The organism is Rhodanobacter glycinis (genome assembly GCF_900114325.1).
GTDB classification, from domain to species: Bacteria; Pseudomonadota; Gammaproteobacteria; order Xanthomonadales; family Rhodanobacteraceae; genus Rhodanobacter_A; species Rhodanobacter_A glycinis.
Window position 1 is genome coordinate 67,463 of the sequence record NZ_FOSR01000009.1, and the last position, 19,170, is coordinate 86,632.

General features: G+C 66.2%; 24 protein-coding genes. 12 read left to right on the forward strand and 12 right to left on the reverse strand.

Annotated elements, in window-relative coordinates:
• Positions 1–45: 45 nt before the first annotated feature.
• A complete protein-coding gene (locus tag BMY90_RS10985) occupies positions 46–966 on the forward strand; it encodes a LysR family transcriptional regulator (RefSeq protein WP_175481556.1) in 921 nt (306 codons plus the stop codon).
• A 286-nt stretch (positions 967–1,252) separates the two neighbouring features.
• On the opposite strand, the gene BMY90_RS10990 is transcribed toward BMY90_RS10985, so the two are convergent.
• The 6 genes from BMY90_RS10990 to BMY90_RS11015 form a co-directional block, all read right to left on the reverse strand.
• Positions 1,253–1,915 (reverse strand): Rossmann-fold NAD(P)-binding domain-containing protein, encoded by a 663-nt coding sequence (locus tag BMY90_RS10990; RefSeq protein ID WP_139201739.1) that lies wholly within the window; start codon positions 1,913–1,915, stop codon positions 1,253–1,255.
• Entirely contained in the window at positions 1,912–2,070 is a 159-nt protein-coding gene (locus tag BMY90_RS10995) for a DUF2256 domain-containing protein (protein WP_425438657.1), read from the reverse strand. The genes BMY90_RS10990 and BMY90_RS10995 overlap by 4 nt, the downstream gene beginning before the upstream one ends.
• Before the next feature lie 9 nt (positions 2,071–2,079).
• Complete coding sequence (locus BMY90_RS11000) at positions 2,080–2,805, reverse strand: SDR family NAD(P)-dependent oxidoreductase (protein ID WP_092703959.1); 726 nt, start codon at positions 2,803–2,805, stop codon at positions 2,080–2,082.
• Between the two features lie 54 nt (positions 2,806–2,859).
• A complete protein-coding gene (locus BMY90_RS11005) occupies positions 2,860–3,528 on the reverse strand; it encodes a ChrR family anti-sigma-E factor (protein WP_092703961.1) in 669 nt (222 codons plus the stop codon).
• Positions 3,525–4,097: a sigma-70 family RNA polymerase sigma factor gene (locus BMY90_RS11010; RefSeq protein WP_245735021.1), complete on the reverse strand. Its 573-nt coding sequence runs from the start codon at positions 4,095–4,097 to the stop codon at positions 3,525–3,527. Before BMY90_RS11010 ends, BMY90_RS11005 begins: the two co-directional genes overlap by 4 nt.
• Positions 4,098–4,234: 137 nt before the next feature.
• Entirely contained in the window at positions 4,235–4,630 is a 396-nt protein-coding gene (locus BMY90_RS11015) for an MAPEG family protein (RefSeq protein ID WP_008216906.1), read from the reverse strand.
• Positions 4,631–4,901: 271 nt separating this feature from the next.
• On the opposite strand from BMY90_RS11015, the gene BMY90_RS11020 reads away from it, so the two are divergent.
• The 11 genes from BMY90_RS11020 (at position 4,902) to BMY90_RS11070 (ending at position 14,297) form a co-directional block, all read left to right on the forward strand.
• Positions 4,902–5,909 (forward strand): acyl-CoA desaturase, encoded by a 1,008-nt coding sequence (locus BMY90_RS11020; protein WP_425438658.1) that lies wholly within the window; start codon positions 4,902–4,904, stop codon positions 5,907–5,909.
• A 3-nt stretch (positions 5,910–5,912) separates the two neighbouring features.
• On the forward strand, positions 5,913–7,205 hold the full coding sequence (locus tag BMY90_RS11025; RefSeq protein ID WP_092703965.1) for an NAD(P)/FAD-dependent oxidoreductase: 1,293 nt from the start codon (positions 5,913–5,915) through the stop codon (positions 7,203–7,205).
• Positions 7,202–7,996: a DUF1365 domain-containing protein gene (locus BMY90_RS11030; RefSeq protein ID WP_092703967.1), complete on the forward strand. Its 795-nt coding sequence runs from the start codon at positions 7,202–7,204 to the stop codon at positions 7,994–7,996. The genes BMY90_RS11025 and BMY90_RS11030 overlap by 4 nt, the downstream gene beginning before the upstream one ends.
• A gap of 9 nt (positions 7,997–8,005) precedes the next feature.
• Positions 8,006–9,277: an SAM-dependent methyltransferase gene (locus BMY90_RS11035; RefSeq protein ID WP_092703968.1), complete on the forward strand. Its 1,272-nt coding sequence runs from the start codon at positions 8,006–8,008 to the stop codon at positions 9,275–9,277.
• The gene (locus BMY90_RS11040; protein ID WP_092703970.1) at positions 9,274–9,816 is read left to right on the forward strand and encodes a DUF2878 domain-containing protein; all 543 of its coding nucleotides are present in this window, start codon (positions 9,274–9,276) and stop codon (positions 9,814–9,816) included. The genes BMY90_RS11035 and BMY90_RS11040 overlap by 4 nt, the downstream gene beginning before the upstream one ends.
• Positions 9,813–10,604 carry a DUF1295 domain-containing protein gene (locus BMY90_RS11045; RefSeq protein ID WP_092703972.1) on the forward strand — a complete coding sequence of 264 codons (792 nt, stop codon included), beginning with the start codon at positions 9,813–9,815 and terminating at the stop codon, positions 10,602–10,604. Before BMY90_RS11040 ends, BMY90_RS11045 begins: the two co-directional genes overlap by 4 nt.
• A gap of 4 nt (positions 10,605–10,608) precedes the next feature.
• Positions 10,609–11,703, forward strand: a complete 1,095-nt coding sequence (locus BMY90_RS11050; protein ID WP_245735022.1) for an SAM-dependent methyltransferase — start codon at positions 10,609–10,611, stop codon at positions 11,701–11,703.
• Positions 11,704–11,743: 40 nt separating this feature from the next.
• Complete coding sequence (locus tag BMY90_RS11055; protein WP_092703973.1) at positions 11,744–12,304, forward strand: lipocalin family protein; 561 nt, start codon at positions 11,744–11,746, stop codon at positions 12,302–12,304.
• A 91-nt stretch (positions 12,305–12,395) separates the two neighbouring features.
• Entirely contained in the window at positions 12,396–12,779 is a 384-nt protein-coding gene (locus BMY90_RS11060; protein WP_008216887.1) for a COG4315 family predicted lipoprotein, read from the forward strand.
• Between the two features lie 80 nt (positions 12,780–12,859).
• Entirely contained in the window at positions 12,860–13,771 is a 912-nt protein-coding gene (locus BMY90_RS11065) for a DUF3034 family protein (protein WP_092703975.1), read from the forward strand.
• Between the two features lie 31 nt (positions 13,772–13,802).
• Positions 13,803–14,297, forward strand: a complete 495-nt coding sequence (locus BMY90_RS11070) for a group I truncated hemoglobin (RefSeq protein ID WP_092703977.1) — start codon at positions 13,803–13,805, stop codon at positions 14,295–14,297.
• Positions 14,298–14,364: 67 nt separating this feature from the next.
• Here the strand turns inward: BMY90_RS11070 and dapE are convergent, their stop codons facing one another.
• The 6 genes from dapE to BMY90_RS17235 all read right to left on the reverse strand — a co-directional run bounded on the left by dapE (position 14,365) and on the right by BMY90_RS17235 (position 19,081).
• Positions 14,365–15,498: a succinyl-diaminopimelate desuccinylase gene (dapE, locus tag BMY90_RS11075; RefSeq protein WP_092703979.1), complete on the reverse strand. Its 1,134-nt coding sequence runs from the start codon at positions 15,496–15,498 to the stop codon at positions 14,365–14,367.
• Between the two features lie 75 nt (positions 15,499–15,573).
• Positions 15,574–16,638: a VIT1/CCC1 transporter family protein gene (locus BMY90_RS11080; protein WP_008216878.1), complete on the reverse strand. Its 1,065-nt coding sequence runs from the start codon at positions 16,636–16,638 to the stop codon at positions 15,574–15,576.
• Between the two features lie 11 nt (positions 16,639–16,649).
• Positions 16,650–17,147 carry a DUF2165 family protein gene (locus BMY90_RS11085; RefSeq protein WP_008216876.1) on the reverse strand — a complete coding sequence of 166 codons (498 nt, stop codon included), beginning with the start codon at positions 17,145–17,147 and terminating at the stop codon, positions 16,650–16,652.
• Between the two features lie 13 nt (positions 17,148–17,160).
• Entirely contained in the window at positions 17,161–17,514 is a 354-nt protein-coding gene (locus BMY90_RS11090) for a Spx/MgsR family RNA polymerase-binding regulatory protein (protein ID WP_008216874.1), read from the reverse strand.
• Positions 17,515–17,620: 106 nt separating this feature from the next.
• Positions 17,621–18,448 (reverse strand): 2,3,4,5-tetrahydropyridine-2,6-dicarboxylate N-succinyltransferase, encoded by an 828-nt coding sequence (dapD, locus tag BMY90_RS11095; RefSeq protein ID WP_008216871.1) that lies wholly within the window; start codon positions 18,446–18,448, stop codon positions 17,621–17,623.
• A gap of 78 nt (positions 18,449–18,526) precedes the next feature.
• Positions 18,527–19,081 (reverse strand): YfaZ family outer membrane protein, encoded by a 555-nt coding sequence (locus tag BMY90_RS17235; RefSeq protein ID WP_175481557.1) that lies wholly within the window; start codon positions 19,079–19,081, stop codon positions 18,527–18,529.
• Between the last annotated feature and the right edge of the window lie 89 nt (positions 19,082–19,170).

Below are 19,170 nucleotides of genomic sequence, written 5' to 3' on the forward strand. Positions count from 1 at the left end.
CAACCGACTTATCATGCCCACAATGCATTCAAGCGCATATCAAGCATGCACCCAAGACATATTTCGGAGCTCGACCTCAATCTGCTGAAGCTGCTCGATGCACTGCTCGATACACGCAGCGTGACGTTGTCCGCCGAGAGGCTGGGCATCGGTCAACCCGCTGCCAGTCGTGCCTTGGCGCGCCTGCGCAAGGTGCTGGACGATCCATTGCTTGTGCGCACTCCGAGTGGTTACGAATTGACTCCACGCGCGATCCGGCTGAAGCCGGAAGTCGTTCAGGCGATGCACGCGCTTGATCACGTGTTCGCGCCGCCGAGTTTCGAGGCTGTAACCAGTACGCGACGCTTTCGCATCGCGACCACCGACTACGGATCCATGGCGGTCTTGAACCAGGCCGTGCCTGCGCTGTTGCGCAGTGCTCCTCACGCAAGCCTGGACGTGGTGCCTTGGAGCGAGTCCACGCTGGATGACATGGCTGGCGGGGGAGTGGATCTGGCGCTGTACGCCGATGATGCCTTGCCGGCGGCGTATGCCTGGCGGCGGTTGTTCACCGAAACCTTCGTCTGCCTGTACCGCCACGGCCATCCCGTCGGCCCACTGGCAGCCGCGGGATCGAGCGCGTCGAGACTGAAGGCCTTGGGCAAGTATCCGCGAGCCGTGATCGCCTACCCCTCGGGACGAGTCACCCAACTGGACGATCTGCTGGATCAATGGGGGTTGCGGGATGGCCACGTCGCGCTCAGCCTTCCCTACTTCCTGGCGGCCCCCTGGATCATCGCCGAAAGCGATCTGGTGCTCGTGGCGCCGGCGCGCGTGGCCACTCGCCTTGCCTCGATCGCACGACTGGACAGCAGTCCGTTCCCGATCCGGGGCAAGGGCTTCGAGTACCGCATGATCTGGCACGAGCGCATGCACCATGACCTGGCCCACCGCTGGCTGCGCGAGTTGATCCGGCAAAACGCATAGCCATGCATGTAGCTGCCGCATCGATCATTGCGATTTGCTCGCAACGGCCTCAATCATTCCGGGCAGGCGTTCTGCGGCAGTCGCAGGACTGGTCAGGCTGGAGCACCTTCCATCCTGGGCAGGGCCGACCGTCCAGCGTGCGGGCGTTCCTGGATACGTTGCCAAAGGATTTTGGCCGAGCTGGCCCAACGGCCTGAAGCGCTGCTCGCTTGGCAAACGCGCCGAGCAGGGACACTCGCGGCAGCTTCGCCATGGCCGCGCAGTCACGACCAGATGCCGCGCGCTTTCAGCGTGCGGCAAACGCGTTGATCTGTCGGTTCTCCAAAGCCGGCGGATACGGCACCCCGGCGCGTGTCAGCGCCAGCATGCAACGCCCTACTGACGCGGTAGTGGTGAAGCCGCCCGGCAACACCCGGCTTGCCAACGCCAGCAGCGGCGCCCCCAGCGCATACATTGCGCGACGGAAATCATGGGGCGAACGCTCGCCCTGCGTGGGGTGGATCACGCCCGGCCGCAGGCTGGTGGATGCCAGGCCGAAGCGGCCGGGCACGGCCTCGGCCTCGCCCTTCACGCGCAGCGGCATGAAGCGGCTGGCTGCGTCGGCGCCCGCACCGGAAACGTAGACCAGGTAGCCGCTAGGATTCGCACTGGCATAGGCGGCGCACACCCGCTCCAGCAACGCCACCGTGACCTCGCGATAGGCCGCCTCGGACAGCAGCAGCGGCAACGCCCCGGCGCAGTACAGGCACGCGTCGAGACCCGCGAGATCGAGATTGGCCAGCGCATCGTCGGTGAACTCGGGCACCTGCAGCACGCGCAGCTTGGGCGATGTCGCCACCAATGGCCGGCGCACCAGCACGGTGACGTTGGCCACGTCGGCCTGGCCAAGCAGCACGTTGAGCACGCCTTGGCCCACCAGCCCGGAAGCCCCCACCAGCAGCAGGTTCATGCCCATGCGCCACCCCGGCCGTGTCGGCGACAACGATCGGAACAATAGACGACGCGCTCCAAGTCGCGTCGCCACTTCCTGCGCCACTGGAAATCGCGGCCGCACACCGGGCAGCGCTTGGCGGGAAGTTCGTGCTTGCGGCGCATGGCAGGCATGGCGGCGGCTCAGCTGGAGGCGATAACGCCGCGGCCACCATCCACGCCGATCACCTGGCCGGTGATCCAGCTGGACTGTGGTCCGAGCAGAAAGGCCGCCAGTTGCGCCGCATCCTCCGGCTGGCCCAGTCGCTTCAGCGGATGCATCGCGGTGATCGTGTCGCGTACCCGTGCGCTGGTCAGCAGCGGACGCGCCAGCGGCGTCTCGGTCAGCGACAAGGCAATGGCATTGACCCGAATGGCTGGTGCCAGCTCGGCCGCCAGCGCGAGTGTGAGCCCTTCCACCGCCGCCTTGGCCATGCCAATGGAACCGTGCATGGCGAAGCCGTGACTGGCGGCCACCGAGGAAAACAGCACGATGGATGCGCCCGACGAACCTGCGCGCAGGGCTGGCAGCGCCGCCTGGATCGCCAGCGCAGCGCCGGCTGCATTCAGCCGATAATCGCGCGCCATGTCCGACGCTCCGAGGCGCGCGAAGGGTTTGAGGTGGATGTTGCCCACCGCGTAGACCAGCCCGTCCAGCAGCTCGGGTGCTTGTGCCATCACATGGGCAAAAGCATCGTCGTCCAGCACGTCGGCAGCGGTCCAGCCAGCCGCCAGTTCATCGGCCAGGGGGGCCAGCGTGGCGGCTTCGCGGGCCACCAGGTGCAGTCGATGCCCGGTTTCGGCCAGCTGTCTGGCCAGGCAGCGGCCGATGCCGCCGGTGGCGCCATAGATCAGGATATTTGCGGCCATGCCGGCGGCTCCTGCGTGGAAACGAGTTTGGCTGCAGCACGCCGTCGCGCGCTTCTACAACCCCACCAGCGGTTGCAGCTTGCGCGCTAGCCAGCCGGGGAAGCGCAGCGGCGCATCCAGCGCGGCCACGCAGATGCAGGGCGCGCCGGGTGCGGTGACCGGGCGATGCTCGATCTCGTTGTCAAGGTCGGCCACATCGCCGGGGCCGAAATGGCCCAGCACGTCATCGTAGGCGCCGCGCAGGATCTGGGTAAGCTCGGTGCCCTGATGGCTGTGCAGCGGCATGCTCTTGCCGGGGGCGATCCTGAGCAGGATCAGGGTGTCGCCACTGCCGCGCGCGGCGCGGATCATGTGCACGCCCGGCGCCATCCAGCGCCAGCGCAGCCCGCGCCAAGAGCGGCCGAAATACGGTTGAAGCGGGCGCGGCAAGGCGTCGGGATCGGTCGGTGCCGCCTCCTGCCGCACGGGCGGCTCGGCCGCCGACTCGGCGTCCAGCAGGGCCAGCATCGCCTCGCGCAGGCGCGCGCCACGCGCCGCGTCAGCCGGGGCAGCTTGCTGCTGCCCCAGCAGCGCACCACCGATGTGCTCGGCCTGGGCAAGGCTTTCCCGGCACTGTGCGCAGCCTTCCATATGGGTGGCGGCCACCGCGCGCATCTCCGGCGACAGAGCGCCGGCGGCGAAGCTGACCACGGTGGCTTCATCCAGGTGATGGCGCGGGCTCATGGCTGCCCCCGCACGCCAAGCTGCAACCGGATGAAGGCGCGGCGCAGACTGGATTTCACGGTGCCCAGCGGCATGGCCAGCTCGCTGGCGATTTCGTGATGGGACTTGGCTTCGAAGTAGGACATGCGGATCAGGCGGGCTTGGACGGCCGGTAGACGTTCGATGCGGCGTCGCAGGTCAACCTGCTCGGCATGGCTCTCGGCGGAGGTCACGTCGCCCTCCTCGTCGCGGTCGGGCCAACCGGGTTCGTCGTCCACCGGCACCCACAGCGGCTCGCGGCGCAGGCGGTCGATGTGCAAGTTGCGCGCGATGCGGAACAGCCAGGTGGACAGGCTGCTGCGCGTGGCGTCATAGGAGGCGGCGCGCTGCCACAGCCGCAGCAGGGCTTCCTGCGCCAGTTCCTCGGCCACCGCCTCGGGCGAACCGATGCCGCGCAGGTACAACCGCAGCCGCGGCGCGTAGTGATCGTAGATGCGCATGAAGCAGTCGCGATCGCGCCTGCACGAAACAGCCGCCATCTGGCTGGCCCAGTAGCTTGCATCCTTGGCGTGAGGCTCGAGGCTGGACATGGCTCGCGCCGTTTCGAACGGCGACAGGCTCTCTTGGGTGCGATGGGTAGCCATATTAGGTCAGAAGTCGGCGCGAAAGGTATCTGTTGACAGACATACGCAAGGCTGCGCTGCGTGGATGCAGGCCACGTTATGCGTCACCAGCGCAGCAATGCCTCCAGCATCTGCTCGATGCCCCAGAACCCGGCTACCCATACGACAGTGCGCAGATACGGAATGCCGACGATGTAGATCGGAAGGTAGGCCACGCGCGCCCAGACATAGACCTGTGCGCCCATGGCGGTTTGCGCGCCGGTCCGGTGCATCGCGACCACTGCCAGGGTGGCGGCAGCGAAGAACGTAAAGGTTTCCAGGAAATTCCGGTTGGCACGGTCCGCGCGCGCGGCATGCTTGTCCAGCGGCTGCGGCTCTCCGTCGCGGTTGCCAGCGTTCCAGCGCAACCCGCGCTGCCAGGTACCCAGAGCGGCCGCCACCAGCACATGCGCCAAGCCCAGCACCACCGCCCAGCCCAGCATTTGCAGTTCGATGTTCATCCCACATCTCCGATAAATGCAGCACAGGCCGGCGTTCCGGACGCCGAGCCATTGGATTGCGTCACGCCACCACCGGCAGGGTGGCACTGCAGTACCGGCAAGGGTCGCCCGGCTTGTACTGACCTGACGCATACGCATCAGGCAGCGCGCTGGATGCAGTCCCGCCCGCGCCGATCGCGCCGCAGCCGGCGGCAGGCAAACCGGTCCGCGGCGTGCATCCGCGGCAGGACTTCGTCCGTATGTGTGGATGAACCGTCCACAGGCTGCACTCATGACTCCTCCGCCCTCCCCGCTGGAAACGCCGTCCCAGCCGGCCGTGATCGCTTCGGTCGACCGGGGCAGCGCAGCGGCAGCGCCGAGGCCGCACTGGCTGCGCGAGATGCGTCACTGGATCGACAGCGGCACAGCGGTGAACGTGGACGCCAGCCGCGAGGATAGGATCGACTGGCTGCGTGCGGTGCCGTTCGTCGCGCTGCACCTGGCCTGCCTTGGCGTGATCTGGGTGGGGGTTTCACCGGTTGCGCTGATCGTGGCATCCGCGTTGTATGCGGTGCGCATGTTCGCATTGACCGGGTTCTATCACCGCTATTTTTCACATCGCACCTTTCGCACCTCGCGCATCGTGCAATTCGTGTTCGCGGCTATCGGCGCGTCCTGCGTGCAGCGCGGGCCGCTGTGGTGGGCGGCGCATCACCGTCACCACCACCGGGTGACGGATACGCCGTCCGATCCGCACTCGCCGGGCATGCACGGCTTTTTGTGGAGCCACATGGGCTGGTTCCTGACCCCGCGCAACTTCCGCACCGACCTGTCGCGGGTGCCGGACCTGGTGACGTACCCGGAGTTGCGCTGGCTGGATCGTTTCGATATTGCCGTGCCGGTAGTGCTGGCGGTGGCGATGTACTTCCTCGGCGTGCTGCTGCAGCACGTGGCACCGCAACTGGGCACCAGCGGCGGGCAGATGCTGGTGTGGGGCTTCTTCGTTTCCACCATCGTGCTGTTCCACGCCACGGTGACGATCAACTCGCTGGCGCACCGCTGGGGTTCGCGCCGCTTCGAGACGCACGACGACAGCCGCAACAACGTGTGGCTGGCCCTGCTCACCTTCGGCGAAGGCTGGCACAACAACCATCACTTCTTCCCCGGCTCCGTGCGCCAGGGTTTCCGCTGGTGGGAGATCGACCTGACCTGGTACGGCCTGAAGCTGATGGCACTGCTGGGGCTGGTGCATGACCTGAAGCCGGTACCGGCCTGGGTCCACAACCGGACGAGGAAGTAAGCCATGCGCATCGCAGTCGTGGGTTCGGGTATTGCGGGCATGGCTTCGGCGTGGCTGCTGTCGCGCCGGCACGAGGTGACGCTGTTCGAGGCGAACGACTATATCGGTGGCCACACGCATACCCATCACGTCGAACTGCACGGCCGTCGCTATGCCGTGGACAGCGGCTTCATCGTGCACAACCCGGTGCACTACCCGCTGCTGACGCGACTGTTCGACGAGCTGGGCGTGGTCTCACAGCCGACCACGATGAGCTTCTCGGTGCGCAACGAAGTCAGCGGCCTGGAATACAACGCCGCCACGCTGGACACGCTGTTCTGCCAGCGCCGCAACCTGCTCTCGCCACGCTTCCACGGCATGGTGCGCGACCTGTTCCGTTTTTACCGCGAGGCACCATCGCTGCTGGACGCGCCCGAACCCGGACCCACGCTGGGCGACTGGCTGGCCGAGCATCGCTACGGCGCGGCATTCCGCGACGAGCACCTGCTGCCAATGGCATCCGCGCTGTGGTCGTCACCCTCGGCGCAGATCCTGACGTTCCCCGCGCGCTACCTGGTGCAGTTCATGGCCAACCACCAGATGCTGCAGGTCAGTGGCCGGCCCGAGTGGCGCGTGGTGCGCGGCGGCTCGTCCAGTTATGTGCGTGCCCTGCGCGCGCGCTGGAACGTGCGCGAGCGGCTGGGTTGCCCGGTGCATGCGGTGCATCGCCATGCCGATGGCGTGGACGTGCACACCGCCACGGACAGCCAGCGCTTCGACCAGCTCGTGCTGGCCTGCCACAGCGATCAGGCACTGACACTGCTGGCCGATGCCGGCGAACGCGAGCGCGAGATCCTCGGTGCCATGCCGTACCAGGCCAACGACACCGTGCTGCACACCGATGCGTCGCTGTTGCCGCGCCGGCGCAAGGCCTGGGCGGCGTGGAACGCCTTCATCCCGCGCGATCCGGACGATGCCTGCACGGTCAGCTACTGCATGAACCTGCTGCAAGGCATCGATGCGCCCGCGCCGTTCGTGGTCACGCTCAATCGCACGGCAGCGATCGATCCGGACAAGGTGCTGGCGCGCATGCGCTACCACCATCCGCTGTACAGCCACGCCTCGGTCGCCGCGCAGGCACGCAAGGCGGAGATCCAGGGCCAGCGCCGCAGCTGGTTTGCCGGCGCGTACTGGGGCTGGGGTTTCCACGAGGACGGCATGCGCAGTGCAGTTGAAGTGGCCGCGGCACTGGGGGCGTCATGGACCGACGCCGTGCCTGCCGTGGCACGTCGCCCGAAATTGGAGCTGGTGGCATGACCGCGCGCCCTACCCGCGTGGCCATCGCGCCACAGCCGTTGGCCAGTGCCGTCTACGAAGGCACGGTAATCCATCGCCGGCATGCGCCGAATCCGCATGCTTTCAGTTACCGCATGGCGCAGTTGTATCTGGACCTGGACGAAGTGGATCGCGTGTTCGAGCAGCGCTGGCTGTGGTCGAACGGCCGCCGCAACATCGCCGAATTTCGTCGCAGCGATTACCTGGGGCCGAGCGAACTGCCGCTGGCCGAAGCGGTGCGTCGACGCGTGGAGCAGGTCATCGGTCGTCGTCCCGAAGGACCGATCCGCCTGCTTGCGCACTTGCGCTACGCCGGGCTGGTGTTCAATCCGGTCAGCTTCTACTACTGCTACGCGCCGGACGGCCAGACGCTGGACTGCATCGTGGCCGAAATCACCAATATCCCGTGGAAGGAACGCCACGCCTACGTGCTGCCGGTGGAAACCGCCCAGGTGCATGGCCGCGCACTGACCTGGACGTTTCCGAAGATCTTCCACGTCTCGCCCTTCATGCCGATGGATCGCGGCTACCGCTGGCGCTTCACCCCGCCCGGCGACGAACTGCATGTGCACATGGACGTGCTGCGCGACGGCGCGCGCGAGTTCGATGCCCACCTGCACCTGCAACGCCGCCCGCTGACCGGCCCGGCGCTGGCCCGCGTGCTGTGGCGCTATCCGCTGATGACCGGCCAGGTCGTCGGCGCCATCTACTGGCAGGCGCTTCGGCTGTGGCTGAAACGCAACCCCGTCCACGACCACCCGTCATCGATCTGAGGCCCACGCATGAACGCCATCGTCAAACCGGCTGTCGACACCGCCACTCCATACAGCGCCCTCGACCGATTTCTGCGCCAGCGACTGATCGCGCAGATGCAGGGACTGCAGCACGGTCGCCTGTTGTTGCGCGATGCGCAGGGCAGCGTGGTGCTGGGCACGCCGGCGAGCGGGCACGCGGAGCTGATCGTGCATGTCGACGTGCTCGGCCCCGGCTTCTACCGCGCGCTGGCCGCCAACGGCAGCGTCGGCGCGGGCGAAGCGTGGATGGATGGCCTGTGGGAGTGTGACGACCTGGTCGGCCTGATCCAGCTGCTGGTGCGCAACCGCGACCTGCTCGACGGCATGGAAACCGGGCTGGCCCGGCTCGGCGGCATGGCGCTGCGTGCGTGGCACGCCCTGCAACGCAACACGCTCAGCGGCAGCCGCCGCAACATCGCTGCGCACTACGACCTCGGCAATGATTTCTTCAAGCTGTTCCTGTCGCCGGACCTGATGTATTCCTCGGCACTGTGGGCCGGCGCCAACGACACGCTGGAAGCAGCCTCGTTCCGCAAGCTGGAAACCATCTGCCACCAGCTCGAACTCAAGCCGGGCGACCGCGTGGTGGAGATCGGCACCGGCTGGGGCGGCTTTGCAGTGCACGCGGCGCGGCATTACGGCTGCCACGTCACCACCACCACCATCTCGCGCGAGCAGCACGCACTGGCCAAGGCGCGCGTGGCCGAAGCCGGCCTGCAGGATCGCGTGACCTTGCTGCTCAAGGATTACCGCGATCTTGAAGGAAGCTACGACAAGCTGGTCTCGATCGAGATGATCGAAGCCATCGGCGCGGAATACCTGGACGTCTATTTCGCAAAAATCGGCAGCCTGCTCAAGCCGAACGGCCTCGCCCTGTTGCAGGCCATCACCATCGAGGATCACCGCTACGAACAGGCGCTGCATTCGGTGGATTTCATCAAGCGCCACGTGTTCCCGGGCAGCTTCATTCCCTCGATCAGCGCAATGCTGGCAGCAAAGACCCGCGCCAGCGACCTGGGCCTGATCGCACAACAGGATTTCGGCGACTCCTACGCGCGCACCCTGCACGCCTGGCGCCAGCGCTTCATGGCCCGCCTGGACGAAGTACGCGCGCAAGGCTTCGATGACCGCTTCATCCGTCGCTGGGAGTTCTACCTGGCCTACTGCGAAGGCGGCTTTCGCGAGCGCTCGATCGGCGTGTCGCATCTGCTGCTGGCCAGGCCCGGCTTCCACCGCGGCGCCGCGGAACTGACCACATGAAGTTCTGGATCACCCTGATCGCCTACGAGGCGGCGTGGTTCATCAGCGTGATCGGCGCCGGTCGCGGGCACACATGGCCGGCCCTGCTGGCCGTCGCGCTGTTCGCCGCATGGCGGCTTGGCGTATCGACGGCGCGTGATGTGGAGCTGCGCTTGATGGGACTGGCCTTCGTGCTCGGCCTGGTGTTCGACGGCGTGCTGGTGCGCAGTGGCCTGCTGGTCTACGCCGCGGCATGGCCGGCCGGGATAGCACCTGCGTGGATTCTTGCCTTGTGGCTGGCCTTCGCGCTCACCATCGTGCCGCTGTTCGGCTATCTGCAGGGACGACCATGGCTGGCCGCCGTGTTCGGCGCCATCGGCGGTCCGATGGCCTACCTCGGCGCCGCGCGCGGCTGGCATGCGGTGAGTTTCACGCCTCCGGCGTGGCATGCGCTGCTGTGGCTGGCGCTGGGCTGGGGCATCACGCTGCCGCTGCTGACCGTGCTGACTCGACGCTGGTCGCAGCAGCCGAACCCGGCCGTACTGCGGAGCGCGTCATGAATCCGTGGCTGGCGTTGCTGCTGCTGTGGCTGTTCGCGGCCGTGATGATGACGCTGGGCTGGCGCTGGCAACGGCGCCACCGCAATACCGGCATTGTCGATGCGCTCTGGGCCGCGGGCCTGGGCGGCGGTGCGGTGTGGCTGGCGCTGTGCGGCACCGGCGCATCCATTCCACGCATCCTGCTTGCCGTCTGTGGCTGCCTGTGGGGCGCACGACTGGCATGGCACCTGTGGCAGCGCGTCGGCCACGAGAAAGAAGATGGTCGCTATGCGCAGATGCGCGCGTACTGGCACGGCCATCAGGGAAAACTGTTCGCGTTCTTCCAGTTCCAGGCCGCGCTGATCGTGCTGTTCGCGCTGCCATTCGTGGCGGTGTCGGCCAACGCCTCGCGCGTACCCGGCTGGCTGATCATCGGCGTCGTCATCTGGCTTGTCAGCGTGCTGGGCGAGTCCACCGCCGACCGCCAACTCGCGCGATTCCGCAGGTACCCGCTGAACCGTGGCAAGACCTGCCGCGACGGCCTGTGGCGCTATTCGCGGCATCCGAACTACTTCTTCGAATGGCTGCACTGGTTCGCCTACGTGTGTTTCGCGGTGGGTGCGCCATTCGGCTGGCTGGCGTGGTCCGGACCGCTGCTGATGTACGTATTCCTGCGCTGGATCAGCGGCATTCCCTGGACCGAAGCGCAGGCCCTGCGCACGCGCGGCGAAGACTACCGCGCCTACCAGCGCAGCACGCCGATGCTGTTTCCGTGGTTTCCCAAAACTTCCCGTGAATCGAGGAATTGACGTCATGAACACCGTCTCGATCGAACATCCCGAATTGGCGCAGGCGGAACTGGCGCAAGACCGCCCGGCCGCCGGCGTGCTTGGACTGGCCGAGCGCGGCCTGATCCCCGACGCGCTGTTGCGCCACGGCATCCGCAAGTGGTGCGCGCAACGCCTGCGCGAAGAACGCAGCGGTGGCATCGCCGCGCAAGCCGAACGCTTCGACCAGCGCATCGCCGAACTGCGCCACAGCCCGGTGGCGATCCACACCGACGCGGCCAATGCGCAGCACTACGAATTGCCGGCGGACTTCTTCCGCCTCTGCCTCGGGCCACGGCTCAAGTACTCCGGCTGCTACTACCCGGAGGGCAACGAAACGCTGGGCGAGGCGGAAGACGCCATGCTGCGGCTGTACGGCGAGCGCGCCGAGCTGAGCAACGGCCAGCAGGTGCTTGAGCTGGGCTGCGGCTGGGGTTCGCTCACGCTGTGGATGGCCGAGCAATATCCCGACTCGCGCATCACCGCCGTGTCCAATTCGCACAACCAGCGCCGGCACATCGAGGCGCAGTGTCGTCAACGCGGCTTGCTCAACGTGCGCGTGATCACCGAGGACGCCAACACGCTGGCACTGGAACCGGCACAGTTCGATCGTTGCGTGTCGGTGGAGATGTTCGAGCACATGCGCAACTACCAGACCCTGCTGGGTCGCATCGGCGAATGGCTGAAGCCCGGCGGCAAGCTGTTCGTGCACATCTTCGCGCATCGCACGCTGATGTATCCGTTCGAGACCGCGGGCGAGGACAACTGGATGGGCCGGCACTTCTTCACCGGCGGACTGATGCCGGCCGCGGACACCCTGCTGCACTTCCAGCAGGCGTTGCAGATCGAACAGCGCTGGCTGGTCGACGGTACGCATTACCAGAAGAGCGCCAACCACTGGCTGCAGCGACAGGATCGCCAACGCGACGCGGTGATGGCCGTGCTGGCCCAGGCTTATGGCGAACATGCCGCGCTTTGGTTCCAGCGCTGGCGCATGTTCTGGATGTCCTGCGCCGAACTGTTCGGCTACGCCGACGGGCAGGAATGGCTGGTGGCGCACTACCGTTTCGTGCGCCCGTGAACCCTGCCGACGTCAACGCAACCACCACGGAGACCCACCGATGCGCCCTTCCAGAAAATTCGCGCTGATCGGCACCGTGCTGCTTGGCAGTGCCACCGTCGCGGCCTGCGCCAGCGACCTGCCGCCGATCACGCCCGTCGCCCATGTCGACCTGCCGCGCTTCATGGGCAAGTGGTACGTCATCGCCACCATTCCCACCATTTTCGAGAAGCACGCCTTCAACGCGGTGGAAACCTACACGCTGCAACCGGACGGCAACATCCACACCACGTTCCGCTTCAACAACGGCGGCTTCGACGGCCCGGTCAAGCACATCCAGTCCACCGGTTACGTGCACGCAGGCAGCGGCAACGCGGTATGGGGCGTGAAGCTGTTCTGGGGCTTCAAGGCGCAATACATCGTGGCGTGGCTGAAGCCGGACTACAGCGAAATGATCGTGGCGCGCGACAAGCGCGACTACACCTGGGTGTTCGCCCGCACACCGAACGTATCGCCGGCGGATTACGCCGCGCTGGTCGCACGCGTCAAGACGCTGGGTTATGACGTGTCGAAGCTGCGCAAGGTGCCGCAGCAGTGGCCGATGGCGAAACAGCAACCGTGAGAGCCGATGCCGGGTCGCATCCCTGGGGTCCCCGGCACCGTATCAGTGATGGGACGCTTCGCGTTCCATCCACCACCCACGGAGTATCGCCATGACACGTTCCCGGTTTCCTGCCTGCCTCCTCCTCGTCGGCGCCATGGTGCTTGCGCCCGCCATGGCCGCCGAAGCGCCGCCCTCGGCCAATGCGCAACATGAACTGGTTGGCGCGCGCGGGCTGAGCTTGTACACGTTCGATACCGATGGCGACACCGGCCACAGCCAATGCTCCGGCCCGTGTGCCACGGTCTGGCCACCCTATGCCGCGGTTGCGGGCAGTCATGCCGGCGCCGGTCTCAGCGTGATCACCCGCCCTGACCACACGCTGCAATGGGCATTCAAGGGTCGACCGTTGTACCGCTATGCCGGTGACACGAAACCCGGCGACCATCGTGGCGACGGCATCAACGGCACCTGGCACATCGCGCGCGAAAATTGATGATGCCGCGTTGCATCTTTTTGCATTGACGCCTCGTACCTCCTGCATGGCGCGCTTTCGCGCCAACACGGGAGGAAATCATGCACAAGCATCGTATGAGCCGGGCCATCGCGCTCGGTGGGCTCGCGCTGGCAGGCGCGCTGGTGTCGCTGGCGGCCGCCGCGGATGACGGCTCGTCCGGCGCACCGGCGAATGTCAGCGGCAAGTTGCTGCTTACCGGCGGCGTCTCGGAAATCGGCGGCGCCGCGGGTGGCGGCCTCACGCCGTGGGCAGTGATCGGTGGCTACGGCACCAATGACCAGATCGGCGCCAACGCGTTCTACACCCGCGTGAACACGCAGGATTACCACCTGGACGATGCCGGCGTGATGGTGGGCCTGTACAACCGCGTGGAAGTGTCGTTCGCTCAGCAGCGCTTCGACACCGAGAAGGTGGGTGGCCTGCTCGGACTGGGCAACGGATTCACCTTCAAACAGAACGTGATCGGCGTGAAGGTGCGCCTGTTCGGCGATGCCGTGCTCGACCAGGACAGCTGGATGCCGCAGGTATCCGTCGGCATGCAGTACAAGAAGAACAACCAGGATGCCGTGGTCAAGTACGTCGGCGCCAAGCGTTCGCAGGGCACCGACTATTACATCAGCGCCACCAAGCTGTTCCTTTCGCAAAGCCTGCTGCTCGATGCCACGGTGCGCTTCACCAAGGCCAACCAGCTCGGCATCCTCGGCTTCGGCGGCGACAAGAACAACAGCTACCAGGCCGAGTTCGAAGGTTCGGCGGCCTATCTGCTCAGCCGCAACTGGGCCATCGGTGCCGAATATCGCCAGAAGCCGGACAACCTCGGGATTGCCAGGGAAGACAACTGGTACGACGCTTTCGTCGCCTGGGCGCCCACCAAGCATGTCTCGCTGACGCTGGCCTACGCCAATCTCGGCAACATCGTGATCAAGGACAACCAGCACGGTCTGTATGCGTCCGTGCAGGTCGGCTTCTGACATCCACGCCATTCGATTCGAGGACAAACCCATGCTCAAGCATTCCGTTGCAACCGCCCTTCTCGCTGCCGGCTTGCTGCTCGGCAACCATGCCGCCGCGCAAGACACGATGGCGATGCCGAACCAGTCCGCCGCGATGGCAGCCTCGGCACCACGCGACCCGGCACTCAAGCCCGTCTTCGAGGAGTTCGGCGGCAAGCCCGGGCTGGTCTCCCTGGTGAACGACTTCATGGACAACCTGATGGCCGATCCGGTCACCCATCCATTCTTTGCCAATGTCGACCGTGAACACGTCAAGAAGGAACTGGTCGACCAGTTCTGCGTGATCCTGGATGGCCCCTGCACCTATACCGGCCGCGACATGGCATCGGTGCACAAGGGCATGGGCGTGAATCGCGCAGACTTCAATGCCCTGGTCGAAGACCTGCAGAAAGCGATGAACCAGCACAAGATCCCGTTTCGCGCGCAGAACAAGCTGCTGGCGAAACTGGCCCCGATGCACAAGGTCATCATCACCAAGAAATGAGGGTGTGCCCGACGCTATTCGCGGTACGCCGCGAATAGCGGATCGCGCCTGACGGCTTGCCGGACGCTCAAGCCAACAGGCGTTCGCACACGGCGCGATAAAGTTCCGGCAAACGTTCCAGATCGGCCACGGCCACGCATTCGTCCACCTTGTGGATGGTGGCGTTGACCGGCCCCAGTTCGACCACCTCGGCACCCAGCGGCGCGATGAAGCGCCCGTCGGACGTGCCACCACCAGTGCTCTGTTCGGGCTCGATGCCGCACAGCTCGCGGCACACTGCCACCACCGTTTCACGCAAGCAACCGCCCGGTGGCGTGAGGAAGGATTCGCCGGAGAGATTCCACTCCAGCGTGAAGTCCAGGCCATGTCGATGCAGGATCGCTTCGGTGCGCTGACGCAGCTCGTCGGCACTGCTGGCGGTGCAGAAGCGGAAATTGATCAGCGCCTTCAACTCACCTGGAATCACGTTGGTGGCGCCGGTACCCGCATTGAGATTGGAGACCTGGAACGAGGTCGGCGGGAAGTCGGCATTGCCTTCGTCCCAGCGCTCGGCAGCCAGTTCGGTGAGTGCGGGCGCAAAGGCATGGATCGGATTCAGCGCCTTCTCCGGATACGCGACATGCCCCTGCACGCCACGCACCGTCAGCGTGCCTGAAAGCGAGCCACGCCGACCCACGCGAATCAGGTCGCCGAGCCTTTCCTTCGCCGACGGCTCGCCCACCACGCACCAGTCGATGCGCTCGCCACGCTCGCGAAAGTGCGCGGCCACGCGACGCACGCCATCGAGGTTGGTCGGGCCTTCCTCATCGCTGGTCAGCAGCAGGGCCACGCGACCGGGATGATGGGGATGCGTGCCGACAAACTGCTCCAGTGCCACCGTCATCGCCGCCACCGAGCCTTTCATGTCGGCGGCGCCACGGCCGTACAGACGGCTATCCGCGATCTCGGCGGCGAACGGCGGATGGCGCCATGCCTGCTCCGGGCCACTCGGCACCACGTCGGTATGACCAAGGAAAACCAGGGTCGGCCCACCCTCGCCATGCACGGCCCACAGATTGTCCACCTCGCCATGGCGCATCCGCTCGATGCGGAAACCCGCACGTTCCAGTCGCTCGGCCAGCAGTTCCTGGCAACCGGCATCGTCGGGGGTAACGGAGCGGCGACGGATCAGGTCACGGGCAAGTTCGAGAACGTCGGACATGGGGCACGCATGGCAAGTGGCAACGACGTTGCAGCATAGCAAGCATGCAAGCGCGGGGGCGCGGCGAGGCAACGTTCAGACCGTGACGATATGGCCCAGCAGATGCCCCACGCCGTAGGTGACGGCCGCTGCGGCCACGGTGATGGCGAATTGGCGTGCGACCGAGAACAGCATGCCGCGGCCGGTGAACAGCGAGGTGCCGGTACCGATCAGCGCCAGCCCCACCGCGGTGGCCACCGCGCTGCCAAACATGGCCGTGTGGCCATGCAGGAACAGATACGGCGCCACCGGAAACGCGGCGCCGAAGGCGAACAGGCAGAACGACGACGTTGCCGCGCCCCAGGCCGAGCCGCCAAGCTCGGTCGGGTCGACGCCAAGGTCCTCGCGCACCACGGTGTCCAATGCCGCGCGCGGCGTTTCGGTGAGATGCCGGGCCAGGTGCACGGCTTCGGCACGACCCAGCCCCTTGTCGTGGTAGATGCCGGCGATATGGCGCACGCCGTCCTCCGGCGCCACCGCCAGCCGCTCGGCACGCTCGGTGATCTGCGCCTGGTAGAACTCGCGCGAGCTGTTCACCGAGAGCCATTCGCCCAACGCCATCGAACAGGCACCGGCGACCAGGCCGGCCAGCCCCGCCAGCAACACCGCGCGATCGCTGCTGGCCGCGCCAGCCATGCCCATCACCAGGCTGACGTTGGAGACCAGACCGTCATTCGCGCCGAGCACGGCGGCACGCAAGGTGTTGCCGCTTTGCGCGCGATGGTTGTGTCCACGTCCGCGGTTCACGTGGGGCGAAACGAAATGATCGCGGTGGCCATTGCGGTCCACCGGGGTCTCGGCATGATCGGCGTGTTCCAGCCGCACCACGGTCGGCATCACGAACTCGGTGCCGAAGGTTTGCGCGAACCAGCCCAGCGCGCGCACCCGCAAGCCCGTGCGCGATGTCGGCACCACCGCACCCAGTTCGCGCAGGCGTGATTCCCAGAAATCCGCGTTGGCCTGCTCGCCCTCGGCGATGCGCTGGTAGGCGCGCGCCAACCGCACATCCGTGGCCACCTTCGCCAACCGCGCATACAACGCGGCGTTGTCGCGTTCGATGCGCAGGTTGATGCGATAGCGGCGGATGCGGTGATCGCTCACGGGCCTGCTCCTCAATCGTCCAGTTCATCGTCGCGCTGGCCCAGCCAGACCAGCATCGCCAGCAATACGAGGGCGAAGCGGAACGCACTCTGGATGCCATTCCACTGGCTGGACATCCACATGCCGAACCATTCCCCGCCAACGGCCACGAAACCGCCAAGCCACAGCACCACGCCCACGGCGAGTCCAAGCACGGCCACGCGTTTGGCGCGATGGAAGGCCGCAGCGCTGGCGCGACGGGCACGCCACAACCGCCACGTTCCCCACCAGCATAGCGCCGCAGCCAGCGCCTCGATCGCGATGATCAGCGCATAGGCGCCACGCTGCAGCAGTGGCGAATGGATGGCGCGGTACCGGATGCCGGCATGCGGGAAGATCGTGTCCATCGCCAGCACGTGCTGCACGAACGGCCAGTTGCTGCCGTAATCGGTGAGATTGCCGAACGCCACCAGCGCGATCCACAGCGCGATCGTCGCCAGCAGCAGGATCTTGGAAAGGCGCACGATCATCGTCGCCTCCTGCCTATTTTCCGAACAGTTTCTTGAAACCGTTGTCGCTGAAGCCCACGCTCACCGCACCGTCTTCGGGCACCACCACGGGGCGGCGCACCAGCGCCGGGTATTCCTTCAATAGCAGCGTCCACTCCGGATCACTGCCCGGGTTCTTGCGCTGCGGCAACAGGTTGCGCCAGGTAGTCGACGACTTGTTGACCAGCTTCTCCCAGCCACCGAGTTGCTGCGCCCACGCCTTCAACGTGGCCGCCGGCACCGGGTTGGCACGGTAGTCCACGAAGGTGAACGGCACCTCGAAACGATCGAGCCAGTTGCGTGCCTTGCGGCAGGTATCGCAGGTGGAAAGGCCGTAAAGCGTAGTCATGCCAAGTTCCCGGTAGGAGCCCGCTGGCGGGCGATGCTTTTGGATGGATGCGGGAGCTTCCCAGGCGGGCGATGCACCTCAACTGCATCGCCCGCGATGCGGGCTCCTACTCGGCGCTGCGCAGCAACTCGTTGACGCCGGTCTTGCTGCGCGTCTTTTCGTCCACCTGCTTGACGATGATCGCGGCGTACAGGCTGTGCGAGCCGTCCTTCGCCGGCAGGTTGCCGGCCACCACCACGCTGCCGGCAGGGATGCGGCCATAGCTGGTTTCGCCGGTGGCGCGGTTGTAGATGCGCGTGGACTGGCCCAGGAACACGCCCATGCCGATCACGCTGCCTTTCTCCACCACTACGCCCTCGACCACTTCCGAACGCGCACCGATGAAGCAGCCATCCTCGATGATGGTCGGGCCAGCCTGCAGCGGTTCCAGCACGCCGCCGATGCCGACACCACCGGACAGATGCACGCCCGCGCCGATCTGTGCGCAGGAACCCACCGTGGCCCAGGTGTCGACCATGCTGCCTGCGCCCACGTACGCGCCGATGTTGACGTAGCTGGGCATCAGCACCGCGTCTTTGGCGATATGCGCGCCGCGGCGCACCAACGCGCCCGGGACCACGCGCGCGCCGAGGTTCTGCAACTCGGCATCGTCGCCATGGGCGAAACGCAGCGGCACCTTGTCGAAGGCCTGCGCCGGGCCGCCATCGACCACGCGATTGCCGTTGATGCGGAAGTACAGCAGCACCGCCTTCTTCAGCCACTGGTTGACCGTCCAGCCACCCTTCCCGTCGGGCTCGGCGACGCGGCGTTCGCCGCTTTCCAGCAGCTCGATCACCTGGCTCACCGCGGGGCGCAGATGGGTTTCGATCTCGCTCTGGGTCAGTTCATTGCGGCGCTCGAAGGCGTCGTCGATCAGGGATTCGATGCTTTGCATGGAAATGGACGTCCAAATGGAAAGAGGCGGGGCGCCCCATTGTGCCTGCTGCAGCGCCCCTGCGAAACCGCCCTGGCGTCAGAACCCCACACTGAGGCCCAGCGACGGCCCCTTGTACAGCACCTTGTTGCCCGCACCCTCGAACGAAGTGCGCATATAGCGATAGCCGGCGTACGCGTAAATCGAATGGGTAAGACTCAGGCGCAGTTGCGCGCCATAGTCGTAGCTGTGCCGGATGCGGCCGTTGGCAGCGCCGGAAGGCATGTAGAAACCGTAGCCGCCCACCGACACCAGCGGAATCGGCGTGGCAACGAACAACGAGCCCCCCAGTTCCACGCCGCCACCGCTGCCGTAGCGGGTGTCCTGGTACTGATAGCGCGCGCCCACCGCCCAATGCACCAGCGGCGTGGGCGGCGCGATCATCAGGCCCACGGTGTAGATCTTCGCGTTGCCGCGGTCGCTGTCGGTATGCAGGTAGCCCACGTTGGCGTGCAGCGCCGGCAGCAAGGCCGTATCGGCCTGGACACCGAAAGCGCCATCGCCGCCGCTGGCCGAGATGCTGGTGGCGTGGGCGGGCAAGGCCACCGCCATGGCGGCCGTCGCGGCTACGAGGAAAAGCATCTTGTGGATCATCGAACACTCCGTGTGGGCATCGCATGCATCGACAGGCCGCCGGCATGGACGCACCGCGGCGTGTCGCACCTCAAGCGAATGGGGAAAAC

What these genes read in the sequence shown, in the direction of transcription:
- BMY90_RS10990 (WP_139201739.1), bottom strand. Translation starts at nt 1,915, where the DNA reads ATGAACCTGCTGCTGGTGGGGGCTTCCGGGCTGGTGGGCCAAGGCGTG.
- BMY90_RS11060 (WP_008216887.1), top strand. Translation starts at nt 12,396, where the DNA reads ATGACACGTTCCCGGTTTCCTGCCTGCCTCCTCCTCGTCGGCGCCATG.
- BMY90_RS11085 (WP_008216876.1), bottom strand. Translation starts at nt 17,147, where the DNA reads ATGATCGTGCGCCTTTCCAAGATCCTGCTGCTGGCGACGATCGCGCTG.
- BMY90_RS17235 (WP_175481557.1), bottom strand. Translation starts at nt 19,081, where the DNA reads ATGATCCACAAGATGCTTTTCCTCGTAGCCGCGACGGCCGCCATGGCG.
- BMY90_RS11045 (WP_092703972.1), top strand. Translation starts at nt 9,813, where the DNA reads ATGAATCCGTGGCTGGCGTTGCTGCTGCTGTGGCTGTTCGCGGCCGTG.
- BMY90_RS11005 (WP_092703961.1), bottom strand. Translation starts at nt 3,528, where the DNA reads ATGAGCCCGCGCCATCACCTGGATGAAGCCACCGTGGTCAGCTTCGCC.
- BMY90_RS10995 (WP_425438657.1), bottom strand. Translation starts at nt 2,070, where the DNA reads ATGCCTGCCATGCGCCGCAAGCACGAACTTCCCGCCAAGCGCTGCCCG.
- BMY90_RS11070 (WP_092703977.1), top strand. Translation starts at nt 13,803, where the DNA reads ATGCTCAAGCATTCCGTTGCAACCGCCCTTCTCGCTGCCGGCTTGCTG.
- BMY90_RS11030 (WP_092703967.1), top strand. Translation starts at nt 7,202, where the DNA reads ATGACCGCGCGCCCTACCCGCGTGGCCATCGCGCCACAGCCGTTGGCC.
- BMY90_RS11090 (WP_008216874.1), bottom strand. Translation starts at nt 17,514, where the DNA reads ATGACTACGCTTTACGGCCTTTCCACCTGCGATACCTGCCGCAAGGCA.
- BMY90_RS11050 (WP_245735022.1), top strand. Translation starts at nt 10,609, where the DNA reads ATGAACACCGTCTCGATCGAACATCCCGAATTGGCGCAGGCGGAACTG.
- BMY90_RS11025 (WP_092703965.1), top strand. Translation starts at nt 5,913, where the DNA reads ATGCGCATCGCAGTCGTGGGTTCGGGTATTGCGGGCATGGCTTCGGCG.
- BMY90_RS11000 (WP_092703959.1), bottom strand. Translation starts at nt 2,805, where the DNA reads ATGGCCGCAAATATCCTGATCTATGGCGCCACCGGCGGCATCGGCCGC.
- BMY90_RS11055 (WP_092703973.1), top strand. Translation starts at nt 11,744, where the DNA reads ATGCGCCCTTCCAGAAAATTCGCGCTGATCGGCACCGTGCTGCTTGGC.
- BMY90_RS10985 (WP_175481556.1), top strand. Translation starts at nt 46, where the DNA reads ATGCACCCAAGACATATTTCGGAGCTCGACCTCAATCTGCTGAAGCTG.
- BMY90_RS11020 (WP_425438658.1), top strand. Translation starts at nt 4,902, where the DNA reads ATGACTCCTCCGCCCTCCCCGCTGGAAACGCCGTCCCAGCCGGCCGTG.
- BMY90_RS11065 (WP_092703975.1), top strand. Translation starts at nt 12,860, where the DNA reads ATGCACAAGCATCGTATGAGCCGGGCCATCGCGCTCGGTGGGCTCGCG.
- BMY90_RS11015 (WP_008216906.1), bottom strand. Translation starts at nt 4,630, where the DNA reads ATGAACATCGAACTGCAAATGCTGGGCTGGGCGGTGGTGCTGGGCTTG.
- BMY90_RS11035 (WP_092703968.1), top strand. Translation starts at nt 8,006, where the DNA reads ATGAACGCCATCGTCAAACCGGCTGTCGACACCGCCACTCCATACAGC.
- BMY90_RS11010 (WP_245735021.1), bottom strand. Translation starts at nt 4,097, where the DNA reads ATGTCCAGCCTCGAGCCTCACGCCAAGGATGCAAGCTACTGGGCCAGC.
- dapE (WP_092703979.1), bottom strand. Translation starts at nt 15,498, where the DNA reads ATGTCCGACGTTCTCGAACTTGCCCGTGACCTGATCCGTCGCCGCTCC.
- BMY90_RS11040 (WP_092703970.1), top strand. Translation starts at nt 9,274, where the DNA reads ATGAAGTTCTGGATCACCCTGATCGCCTACGAGGCGGCGTGGTTCATC.
- dapD (WP_008216871.1), bottom strand. Translation starts at nt 18,448, where the DNA reads ATGCAAAGCATCGAATCCCTGATCGACGACGCCTTCGAGCGCCGCAAT.